We start from the raw sequence: 13,193 nt of genomic DNA on the forward strand, positions 1-13,193 counted from the left end.
TTTGTCCATGTCATTTTTAAATGATTTTAAAGTATTATCATAAAATACGGTTTTACAATTGTTAACCACCAACAGATCTTAAACATTACTGGTTCTGTTAGCCTTATTCCATCAACAAAGAATTCATTATTTTAATAATTCCTCAGATGTTCCTTTATTATCAATACATTCAGAGCGGGTAGTTTTATAAACTATACCTTTTTTGTCTGTCCAAATTTTAATAACATCTGGATTTAAACCATTTCCCGACTTTTTTACGATATATCCACAATTAGGTTTTAATTTTATTTTAGATTTATATAAAATACCTCCTTTGGTACAACGATATTCTTTAGGTACATTATTAAATGAAAAATCAGAAGGAATTAATTCATTATCACCTTCCCATACAAACAAAAAACCTCCTTCATAAGGAAAACCATTTGCTTTAATCGAGTCATTATCAACTTCTAATAATTTAATTGGTATATTGTTACAACTAAAAATTCTTTGACTTTTTATATCAAAATAAATATTATGTTTTTGACAAGAACTAAGTATGAAAAATATTATAATTATATATTTTTTGTTATTCATCTTTACTTTTTTGTTTTTGATAATTACTCCACCATTGATCTAATCTTTTTATAATATCTTTTTCTGTATTATGTTTATTGCTAAATAATTTCGCCAATTTATTTTTTCCATAATTGTTATTTATGAATTCGTTAAAATTTTCAAATTCTATAGACCCTATCTCTGCTTCATTTTCTTTATGAGCATATGTGCTATCATGCGAATCATTTAAATGAACCCAATTATTTATATATTCACCTAAAGACCCCAGTAAATGACTTACATTGCCACCTGCTTTATCTATTTGCGGTATGTGACCAACTTCATGAGCCATTAAACCTAAAAATCCATCTATCCATTTTGCATTTGTATTGTATATTTTCCCTTTTGGAGCTTCATTCCAAAATATATTTATGGTAGAATTATTAGAGCTTGAGCCTTCTGTTAGTGCTCCTCCACCAACGAGAGTATGTTGAAAATTCAATTTAGCATTACTGATATTTTTTTCACTAACATTACTTACCAAACTTAGTAAATGTGATACTCCTTGCGTAAATTTATATCCATATTGGTGTTTAATCGGTAGACCAGATCGTGTGTAAATAGTTTTAAAGTTCGCTTTCAACAAAACACTAGAGTTGGCCTGCTTTCCATTAGGATCAATGTATTTAATTGGATTTTGATAACAATAAATATAAGGATTTAAATTTCCACTATAATAAACGCCTCCATTATGCTGTCCATCAAAATAAAACTCTTCTTCAAATACAGGATTATAAAGCGCCAATGGATCCACATTCAACCAAAGCGAAGTTTTCATATCCAAATACCTAGCCCCGTAATAACTCAAATTTGTTTCCCTATCCAATTCCTTCCCATTAAATAAATAAGGACTAGAAAAACTAGATGAATGCTCTTCAAATAATACCTCACCAAATGCAATATACTCGACATGTTGTGAAATAGAGCCGTTTTTGTTGGTAATATACGAAGTACTTCCTAAATGATCAGGGTGAAAATAGAAAATATCATTCTCAGGCATACCTGTTCCGGTAAAACCTTCTCCAGATTTTACGGTTTCGGGTTCAACCGGAGGACCGAATTGCACTGGTGGCCCTGGAACATCTCCCGGAGCATTGAAAATAGGGTTTCTTGGCCAGCCTTCTGGCGGTTCCTGATTTTCGTCTACCGGTTTAATTACTTCACTAGGATACGGATCTCCTGTAAACTCTGGTGTTGCATAAATGCCTTGTTGTGTTGGGGGTCCAGGCGGTAACCCTAAACTTCTCACGTAGGTATCTAATGCTTTTTGCTGTTCTGCAGTCAGTTTGGTATAATTTACACCACCTGCTGTAATTCCTAATGGCTGAGCGAAAGCACCATTCCCCAATTTGCTTACAATACGTCCGGCGCCTTCAAAATAATGTTTGGTAAATTTACCTTTACTGATCACAAAATACGGACTTACATAACCTGTATAATCATCCGTATGTACAATCGTGGCAGCGGTTTCTCCATTTATGGCAACATTCTGAGAATCTCCCGAACTTTTTATTACTCGTTCGCCTCCTGCATCATATGTATATTGGTGAATTCTACCATTATCGTTAATTCCCATCAAGCGGTTTTCTTCGTCCCAAGTCATTTTTCTGAAGTTTTGGTCTTCGGTATAACTCGTTGGGTTTCCGTTACCGTCGTAAATATACTCACGTGGAATAGCTTTTCCGACTTCGGCAATTTTATTTGGCGCGTTCGGATGTAATTCGTTATCGTAATTATAATCTAAAACATAACCTTTCTGTTCGTTATTAACGGTATGCACCAAATCTTTTTTGGTAATATTGTGCATTTTGTTGTAGCTCATATTCAGCTCGTAGCTTGCTTTGGTAAACTCACCCTGATAAGTCGCTTTTGCTGATTTTAATCTGTAAAAATCATCGTACTGATATTCATGCGAAGATGTTCCTCCAAGCGTATTATTTACAACGGGAGATGTATTTTTGATGCTCAATACATTTCCGACCAAATCATAACCATAAGCATTGTTCATGACTTGTCTTGAGCCACTTTTTACCTGCAATTGCTGTAACCTACGCATGACAGGATCATAAGTATAATTGGTTTCGGTATTGTTTCCGTATTTTAAATACTTGCGTTGTTCAAATTCGTCATAACTCAATTGTTTGATATAATCGTAAGTGTGGCTTTCTTTTTTACCTTGCATGCTTTGTAAATTTCCAGCGCGGTTATAGGTATATTCTACCACTTCACCATCTGGATAGATCATTTTCTGAATACGATTCCAAGTGTCGTATTCGTATTGCGAAATGTACGTTTGTACATCTGTAGGCGTAATTCGAAGCGTACGGATTTCTTTTTCTATTTCTCCCAGTTTCCCATAGAAAAATTCCTGACCACCGCTGGCATCCTGTACAAACCATAATCTGCCACGACGAGATGCAGTTCCGTCTGCTTTTCCGTAGTTGTACTGCACATTATTCTGCGGATTTTTAGGATATTTTATACTTTCTAAACGGTTGTAATTGTACACATATTCAATCGCACCTCCATTTGGCACCGTATTTTTGATATCCTGTGTGATACGAGTAGTTAAGTTACTTGCCAAATCGTATTGCATCGTTGTTGTTCCAGCGTCAGGATGCGTAAATTCAGTACGTCTTCCCAACCAGTCGTAACTGCTTTTGGTTACATGATCCATAGCATCGGTTACTTTTATCATTTCGCCTAATGCATTGGTCTCAAACTTGGTTAATAAATCATTCTGCATGCTGGCTAAGTTCTGTCCGGTAGCATCCGTAAATGTTTCAGCTGTTTTGTTTAATGCATCAGTCTGAGTAGTTTTTAATACCGTTACACCATCATAATCTTCCAGAGCAAAAGTAGTAGTATTGGTACTTCCGTCGGGTAATGTCACTTTTACAGCACGTCCGACTTCGTCATATTCTGTTTTAGTTGGTGTAACATTAGATAATGCTGCACTAAAATTGTTATCAATTGTCGTAGTGGTAGTAGGGTAGTAGCTGGTAATTGGTCTTCCTAATCCGTCATAAATTATTTTTCCTGATATAATATGTGCTTCCTGATCTGCACTTCCTGGTTGCGTAAACAAACTGGCTGTTTTTTTAACTTGTAAAGCTCTTCCTAAACCGTCTGTATAGGTGAATGTTTCAATGTCTTTGTCTAATTCAGGATCGTAATTTTTGGTTTTGGCATACGGCACTTTTGCTTCAGGGAAATACTCGTACGCAATTGTATACGGTTTTCCCGAAGCGATTTCGTATGGTGCTTTTATCGTTGCTGGACGGCCTTTGGCATCTAGCGTATAAATGATGCTTTGGTCGTTTCGGTCGGTGGTTTTTAATGGAATGCCATAACGATAATCGTATTCCATCTTGCTTTGATAGCCAAACGCATCTTTGATTTCGGTCATGTATTGATGGTTTTCGCCATCAAATACATATTCCAAAGTCATTCGCTGATTTTTATGATTGGTAGGACCTGTAATTTTTTGCAGGTTTCCATAAGTATCATAGGCAATATCAGTAATGGCAATTTTATCTGCTGCTGCGTAGTTTTTAATCTGCGTTACTTCAGCAGTTGTTGTGTTAATTGTTGTTGCTCTTTTACGGCGTAATCCGTCAGTTGTATATACTTCCAATTGTTTCGGAATACCGCCGTAGTAAGGTGTAGTGCTTTCGTGATACGTAATTTTAGCAGTTACTTTATCATCGGCAGTTCCATTTCCTAAATCTTCGTATTGAACAATATTTCCGTTAGCATCGTAAGTGTTAAAGGTGTTTGTTTCTAGATAATCACTTCCTCCTTCGTATACTTTTTGATTGGCATGAATCAATCCGACAAAAATTCGTTTATCATCACAAGACGGTAAATTTAACTCAGAAACCGGAACACTTGATTGCGTAGCGACATCCACAAAGCTGTATTCATTTTCGGCTTCTTGACGCATTTTTCCGTTTTTATCTAAGGTATAACTGTGTTTTAAAAGGTTTTTTCTAAAATAGTCCTGATTGTAAAACTCCTGAATACTAGTCATGAAAACCGAATTATCAGTGGCATCAATCTGTTCCTGAATTACTTTCCCGAAACCATAAAACTCTCTTTCACGACGGTCTTGATAACCGTCTTCATATCTAAACTTAGCAATCGAATGATCGATACCATCGCCCGTATGTCCGTCAAAAACATCAATTGATTGTAAAACCCATTTTGCAGAAGGATTTTCGTAACTTGGTTTAGTCAGCTCGTAATCTACGGTATAGCTATTTCCAGCGCCATTTTTAACGCTTTTAAGTTTGTTGGTTCTTCTGATGTTGGAAAGCTGAACCGTTAAATTATTATCGTCTGTAGAAACAACATAATCCAAATTTCCATCGCCGTCAATATCCATATAAGTTCCTTCAGAACGGCTTGTACTCCAGCCTTTGCTTCCTCCAACAGTTGGCGTTATACGAAGCAACCAGATTGTAATGTCGAATGAGAAATTAGCATTCATACCGTAACTAACTCCTTTGTTTAAATTCATTTCCGAAAACTTAGGATATACTACTGGTGTATCAAAAGAGCCTCCTAGGTTAAAAGCGACACGCATAGTATTGCCTTGATAACTGATTTTATCTGCCAAGCCATCTCCATTGATGTCCATAAAAGACTCGTCAACATCAGACTCTGATCTTGCATAATTGGCACCTCCAGAAATTGATCCCTGTTTGATACTGAAACCTAATCCAGCGCTCCAGTCTTTAGAAAAGCCTTTGTTTAAGCTTCCTAGATTCCAATTGCCGCCAGGAACAAATCCGTAACCGGTGTTTAGCATTACGTCTCCAGAGTCTGTAATTTTATCTGGAAGTCCGTCACCATTAATATCGCTATGAATCATTCTGGCACGGTCAGTTCCTTTACCTTGTGATGCACTTACAGAAATTTGGTCTTTTGCTTTATCAGCTTCTTCATCTGCGCATGATCTAGATGCTTCTCGTTGTGCAGCGACTTTTCCAACGGTGATTCCTAAACCGCTTTTTGCCGCTCCATGGCTATAGCTTCCACCAAAATTAGGTCCTTCAGAAGTGGTTGTCGCATGACTGAAATTGTCACCAAGATCGATGATTTCATCTGATATTTTTCCGACAGGAGCTGTCAACTGAACATTTCCACCTCGAATATAATCTGGAAAACGGTCTCCGTTAAAATCGCTCATGGTCTGCGTAACATAAGAATCTCCGTCTATAGATTTGCTGTAACCTACGTTTGCAAATCCGGCAGAAGCTCCAGCCGAAATACTTTTGCTTTTGCTTTCGCTGATCATATCCAATGCAGAAGTGCTTCCTCCTTGCAGATTCGGAAGTGAAAAATCGGTGTAATCGGCTATATCATCTTCTCCCAATCTTGAGGTTCCGATTGTTTGTCCTTTTATATAAATTCCTTCTTCCAGACCTTGCCATTTTGCTTTATTGTAAGACGGATTTAGAGAAACAAAATAATTGTTGGCTACTTCATAACCTTTTCCATCATAATTTTCAGGATCCGTATTGTTTAAATCCGGTTCTGCGTTGTATGCATCAGAATTTTTCAACTGCGTTTGATCTATGGTATTAGATGCCAGTGTTCCGTTAATGATAAAACCGCCCCAGTTTCTGTGGTATAGTCCTAATGTTCGCTCTTCTGTTGTTAAAAGGCTGTAGATTGAAAAATCATCTGTTGAGCCGTTCCAGATTACATCATCTGCCAAATCAGCCAAATCCTTGAAATCGGTTACTTGAACCTGAATTTTTAAAGCATTTGTTTTTGGATAGTTTTTGATGATAGTAATCGACTGTTGATTAGAAACGGTCATTTCCAACTGAATCGGAACTCCCGAAGCGGCATCTGGATAAACAACCAAATTGTCAAAAACATTAGTTATAGGAACAAGAGTTCCGGCAGTAATTTGATAACGCTGGCGAGCTAATAAAAGATTATTTTGTTTAGCCGAAATAATAACTTCTCCGTTGTAATTATTAATGTTTCCGGGATATTGAAACGGAACTGCCAGCACTAAATCCTGTGGCAAAATACTCAGTTTTACCTTGCCTCCTGTTGTTGCGGTAATTCCTGGAACATTGTAATTTCCTTCTCGTTTGTTGTACAATAAATGTGAAACCTCTATTGGTGTTTCTTCTGCAACGCTACCAGGATAAGCTGGTACAACTACACTTGGAGAAAAAGAAACGGTCTGCCAGTTTATATTGGTTGGCGTTTCTAATGCAAGGCTTATTTGTGTCTCGGCTTCAAAAGAAGGCAATGTAATTGACGCTAAATTAAACGAAGCCACTTCATTTGCTAAAAATGTTTTCTCATAAACAACGACTGGCGGATTATTTTGCTCTAAATAAGTTTTAGTCACTACTAATCTGATATGATCTGAAGTAACGGGTTTATTCAAAATTCCTTTCAATAAAACATTTCCAGCAGTCGGAATCGCTTTTCCAGCCAATGAGCTGCTGAAAAAATCTGTGCTTGCCTGATAATCTGAAAGAGAATATAAATTGGCATCTTTTAAGTTTGCAGCATTTACATCGCTTTCTGTAGCGTTTCCGTTGAGGTCTCTGTCAAAGTGTTTGAACTGAGAATAGGTTATAACAGGTTCCCAATTTACCGTATCAAAATTCCCATCTTTTACAGCACTGACTCTGAAATAAAGACGTTCGCCTTTTTCAACTGAAAGTACTGTGTTTTGTCTGTTTTTAAGGGCATAATCTTTTGCCCCAATTGCTTCATTCCAAATTAATTGGTTTCCTTTCTGAAAGTATAAATGTACACCATCTGCTTTATCATTTCCAGAATTGTTTACATATTCAGAACGGGCTTTTATTCTTTCAGGAGTAGTTTCTTCTACAAGCTGATACTGATGAGATACACTGATGGTTCCTTTTACGGGTGCTTCCCACATACGCACTACATCGTGCAGCGGATTTTGTTTTTCAACTTCTTCTGCAGAAATAGTGGTGTATCCCGGAATGGTAAGATCTCCTCCTCCGAAAACAGGAGATGGTGTCCCTGAACTGCTGTTTTTAAAGGTTGGAATCCCATTTTCCAATCGGTTGTAATAAACTTGGCCGTTACGAACAAAATCGATTAATCCGTCTCCGTTAAAGTCCATAAAATAGACTTTTGTTTTACTGGTAGAGCGTTGTTGGTCATAACCAATGTTTCCGTATTTTAAATTTAAATCGACACCCCAGTTAAACGAAGTTGATTTCGAAAATCCAACATCACTGATGTTAATTGCCTGAATTTCGCCAAAACCATTTTGTCCAGTTCCTGAAAGGTTTTTTCTGTAGTAAACGCCATTTTTGGTTTTAAAAACTTTATCAGGAAGACCGTCGCCATCTAAATCTTCTAAAATTGCAGCGGTATCAGATTTCCCCCAGCTGTTTCCCCCGTGACCTCCAACAGTAAATCCTTTCAAGCTTCCTGCGTTGGTTGCTAAACCTACACCAAGTCGGTAGCTCACACCTTCAGTAGAGCCTTCAGTACTGCTTACCAACGAATGTTTCCCCGAAAATAATAAATCGCTAAAAGCCGGAATAGAAGAGTTTGAAAGATTGTCATTAGGAACGTTCCAGCTTTGCACATTGCCAAAAGGATTGTATTTCCCAGACGAATCACGAACATCGTCGAAATAATCCATAGTATTGGTATAGAATAATTTGGATTCTGAATCGTATTCTGAAATCGATTCTAATAAAGTCTTTTTAAAAGCACCTTCCTTGTATTTCAGTTCATAACTGCGAATCATGCTGTTTTTGTAACGCACTTCAATTTTTCGCAGTAATTGATTGTTTAATTGTTTAAAACCTAATCTCGCAGAAACCTGAACATCTAAACGATTGGTTTCTCCCAAATCTGAATTTTTAACGAATGTTACATTGTAATTTCCTTTTTCGGATCCAAAACCGGTATAATATACTTTTTTAAGATAAAGTTCCCCGTCGCGTTTGTCGTATTCATAAGTGATTGTATTTCCTTTTAAGTCTTTTTGAAGACAAAGCGCCCAATGCCCCACATTTCCTGAGCCGTCTTGCAGAACAGCATTCGTATTCAGACCAGATTCATTTCCTCCATAATAATTGGTTACACCACTTTTATCTTTTACTACCCAGTAATAATTTTTAGGAGAAGATCCTTTACGGATGATCTGCTGAAAAGCGCCTTCGCGTCTTGGATAAAATTGTTTATCAGAAGTTCTGCCAATCCATTCTGCTCTGTGCGAATTCGGAATTAAGGCTTCTCCAGCAAGATTGTAACTTTCGGTTTCGTTTGAAGCATCATATCGAGGTGCTCCCCAGCGGGTTTCGATATTTACAGACGGAACCGAAATATCCCAACCTGTTCCTGCCCAGCTGTGTCCACCGTCACTATCATATTGTAAATTAAATGATGGCTGCATACCGCCTCTTCCGTTTGGAACTGCGATAGCAAAACCAGTGCTTGCCGTTCCGCGTCCATTTGCAGAAGGCGGTGCGATTGACTGAATTCCAACTAATGGACTCGCGGCTTTTAAATCTTTAATGCTTGTTGGAGTATAACCTGAAGTTTCTGGCGATTCTGGCATTTTTATAATTCCAGCAATAAAATCGGTAAAATGAGTTGTTTTGGCTTTGATGATTCCGTCTTTACTGTTAAGCGAATCTTTGGTAACTTCCTGCCAAAGACGTTTGTTTTCATCAAAATAAAAAACATTGATATCCTTTTCGGTATAACCTTCCGGAATAGCTTTTTTATCGTAAGGAAGCGAAAGTGTAACAGCTTTTTCAAAAACAGTTCCGTGTGGCAGTAATCTGAAACCGGCATTGGCAGCGGTAACGTTTACCATAGCCGAATTAAGAGGCGCGATATCAATTTTTCTAAGGCCGCTTACCGAAACAGAAATGTTGTTTTTTAAGGCTTCGGCAGGAAAAACGGCATCAAATTCTTTATAAGAAAGTGTGTTTTCTGTTTTGAAATCAATAGTTTTAAAAACACGTTCTTTCGCATTTTCCAGCGGTCTGAAATCTTCAACTTTGGTAAACTGGTTAATCCCTATTTTTTCATTTACCAATATTCCTGTTGTCATTTCTTTGATAATCAAAATAGTTTTTCCAATGTTTTCGGCATTCAGAATCAGTTCAAATTCAGGCTGGTTTACATCAACCGAAATTCCTGCAATGCTTATTTTTTTGATTTGAGAAGGAAAATTGGTTCCTTTGATGTATAATTTATCCGCCGATTTTAAAAGCGTGAAATTTTTATCTGCCGAAGTTGTTTTATAAACAATTCTAACATTTTTGACTTTATAACTATTAGAAATTCCTTCTGGAGCAGTAAATAAAAGTACGTTGTCGCCTTCGCGAAGCGACTTTTCAGATAATAGTTCCGATTGTTTTGTCCAAGCTTTATTACGCGATAAAAACTGCCCACCGATACTAGGCTGATTATTTAAACTTCTTGAAATAGATGCTGCTTGATCATAACCATATAACTCATATTCCAAATAAGCATTTTCTGAAGCAACCGGAAGCTCATCAATTTTTAGGTGAAAAACGTTATCATATGCATCATCAATATCTTCGGAGTTTACAGTTCCGATAATCCCTTCCTGAATATCTGCTGTAAACAATTTTGTGCTTTTGTTTTCATTTTTAGAAACAACAGCAACATCTGATTGCACAGTTGCTATTTCCTCTGTAAAAGTATTTTCAGAAAACAATGATGTGATTTTATAATCTCCAAAATTTGCTGCAAACAAAAATGTGCCAATTAAAAAGAGCAGTAATATTGTTTTATTTTTCATAGAAAGGATAATCGGTTAGGGCGATCGGTTTATATTATTTAGTGCTGAGACAGGAATTCCTGAGCCGGATTATTTTACAATAACTTTAAAAGTCTTGGTTCCAAAATCAGAAGTCACTTTAAGAAGGTACATTCCATTAGATCCGTGAATGCTGTCTTCGTACAAATAGGTTTCGATTTGTGTGAATTGTTTTTGTTTGACTAAAGAACCTGTCGGCGAATATATGCTTACTGATGCATTTGTTTTTTTAGGAAACTGCATTGCAATAGAAAATTTTCCGTCTGGAGTCGGGTTTGGATACAAGATTAAAACACTTGAATCTGTGATTTCTTTTCCGTCTGTTGCTACAGCAATTTTTTTAGACGTTTTGCATTCTTGGTTATTTGTAAGTCGAAGCTCGTAAATACCCGGTTGGTCAATTAGTATTTTTGAATTGTCATCAATAAAGTTGCCTTCGTAAAACCATTCGAACTGATAATTTCCGTTCGGAAGATCTTTGCTGGCGTCTAAAAGCAATGCGTTTCCATCGGTCAGCAAATATTCAGATTTAAGATTCGGAGAAGTGCCTTCTTTGTCTGCCACAAATACGGTTTCGCTGTACAGATTTCCTTTTGCATCTTTTACAATATAATCGTAGGTTCCAGACGAAAGCTGTAATCCAGATTTACTTTTAGCAGCCTGATTCCATTGTTTCACAATGGTTTCACTGCCTTCTTTTTTTACGGTAACGGTATAAGGTGCTTCACCACCTTCGATAGTATAATTAAGCTCTCCAGACCCTGCTACACCACAGACCGCTTCGGTAATCGAGACACGGCTGAACATTTGCGGAGCGATTTTTAAAGTAAATTTGGCAGTTCCCTGTTTTTGCTTATTCCAATCAAAATCGTTTAAAACAAGTTTTTCGGTACTCGAAGTACTTCCTAAACGAATGTATTCTGAATCATTTTCATCATAAGTTCCTTTTCCAGAATAATCAACCAAAAGCCAATAAAAAGTATCTTTTGGTAAAGTGCCTTTGATATATTTAGGATTGAAAGTCCAACTAAGGCTTAAATCAGAAGGATTTGCAAAATCAAGTTGCCATTCTCTCGAAATTCCAACCGGCTCGCCCTGTTCTTGTTTTTTAACTAAAAGTTCTTTTCCGTTATCGCTCCAAAAAGCAAAATAATTGTCTGGAATTTTTTCCGATTTGCTTTTAAGTTCGATAGTCAGAAGACCTTCATCAATCATATTGCTGCTTTTGGCTTGTAGCAATCCGCTAACATCATCACGTCCTACAGCTGTGATCGAAGAAGTAAAGCCTTTGTGTTTTTCGACATCCCAGATAGTTTGCCCTAGACTGTTAACGTAGTTTTTGTTGTCAAACTGCGAAAGCGAAATTCCGTATTTGATTGCGAGATAACTTGCTGCTCTTTGTGTTTCGGCACCAGATAAAACGCGGTTGTAAACCAAAATTTCGCTAATGTTTCCAGTAAATTCTGCAGGAGGTAATTTTTCGGCTTTTGATTTTTGCCCAATGGTCAAAGAAGACGATTTAGCCACACTATCTGTAATGTTCTGCTGAAAAAAATGAATGTTTGCCTTACGCGGTTTTATTTTTTCCTGATACGACTGGTACGAGTATTTTTTTAAATCGACTAAACGTTTGTTTGTTGCGGTAGAAAGTATTTTGTTCGGATCGTTTATGGTCCATAAAAACTGTTCTTTTAAACTGTCTTTTACTTTGTAGACCATAAATATTGTTTGGCGTCTTTTGCTGTCAGTGCCAAGAGGTAAAATCAAAGAATCCTGAGCCGTGTCAAAAACAATGCTCGGATTAAAATTGAAAGCCTTTCCATTTTGTCTTGCGGCAGTTATTTTTCCTTGTTTATCAGTTAGGTTTTCCCAATAATAATTCTCTCCAATATTTTTGGGTTTAATCCAGAAATACGGTTCTGATACTGCTCCCGGTAACGGTTTTTGTTGCGAAAACCCAAGATTTACGGTCAATAACGATATAAAAACGAAAGCTGAGAAAAACTTTTTATACATAAAGAAGAGTTTTTGATTGCTAGAAATTAGCGAGATCATCAAAGTCAAAAGAATACCCGATAATCAAAGAGATGCTGTTGATTTTATTTTTGTTTTCGCTGTAGCGATGTCCGTTTTCTTCTGTTGCCAGTGCGTCTGTCAAACCTATGGTATATCTAGCGCCAATAGACAAATTTGAGCTGAATTCATAACCAGCAGAAAGCATTCCGTAGAAGTAGTTTTTTCCGGTAAGCGATTCTTTCAAAACCTTTTGAACATTGGCATCAGGTTCAAAATATACTCCTGAATCTGCAAAAATTTGCTGCGCATTAGAACTATACTTTATGTTATCGCTTGCAATATTAAAACCAACATAAGGACCAAAGCCAACATAAAATCCTTCTACAGGATAATATTTAAACTGAGCACCGACATTGATGTAGCTGTATCCAAAAGTCATTTTATATTTAAGCCCTTTTATATCTTCATAATTCAAATCGGTTGCTTGACCTGAATACGAAATTTCAGTTTGGATACTCACTTTCGCATAAGGATATTTCCAGTTTATAAAAAGTCCGCCTGTTCCGCCAAACTTGCCTTCTTCCTTCAAAGTGTAACCTTCATAAATACCTTTTGGTACTATCACATCCGGAAGATTCGACATTTTTGAGTAGATACCGCCACCAAAAAGTCCGTATGTTATTTCTCTGTCACCTTGTGCCAAAACAGAATTTGTGCTTACTAATAAAAGAAGCAGAATAATTTTTTTCATTTT

General features: G+C 36.8%; 4 protein-coding genes. All 4 read right to left on the reverse strand.

What is annotated here, in order from left to right; translation table 11 throughout:
• Positions 1-126 precede the first annotated feature (126 nt).
• Positions 127-576 carry a hypothetical protein gene (locus tag ACFFLS_RS03605; RefSeq protein WP_379683173.1) on the reverse strand — a complete coding sequence of 150 codons (450 nt, stop codon included), beginning with the start codon at positions 574-576 and terminating at the stop codon, positions 127-129.
• Positions 569-10,405 carry a SpvB/TcaC N-terminal domain-containing protein gene (locus ACFFLS_RS03610; protein ID WP_379683172.1) on the reverse strand — a complete coding sequence of 3,279 codons (9,837 nt, stop codon included), beginning with the start codon at positions 10,403-10,405 and terminating at the stop codon, positions 569-571. The genes ACFFLS_RS03605 and ACFFLS_RS03610 overlap by 8 nt, the downstream gene beginning before the upstream one ends.
• Before the next feature lie 69 nt (positions 10,406-10,474).
• Complete coding sequence (locus tag ACFFLS_RS03615) at positions 10,475-12,439, reverse strand: T9SS type A sorting domain-containing protein (protein WP_379683171.1); 1,965 nt, start codon at positions 12,437-12,439, stop codon at positions 10,475-10,477.
• Positions 12,440-12,458: 19 nt separating this feature from the next.
• The gene (locus ACFFLS_RS03620) at positions 12,459-13,190 is read right to left on the reverse strand and encodes an outer membrane beta-barrel protein (protein WP_379683170.1); all 732 of its coding nucleotides are present in this window, start codon (positions 13,188-13,190) and stop codon (positions 12,459-12,461) included.
• Positions 13,191-13,193 lie beyond the last annotated feature (3 nt).

Source organism: Flavobacterium procerum (genome assembly GCF_042431625.1).
Lineage (GTDB): Bacteria > Bacteroidota > Bacteroidia > Flavobacteriales > Flavobacteriaceae > Flavobacterium > Flavobacterium procerum.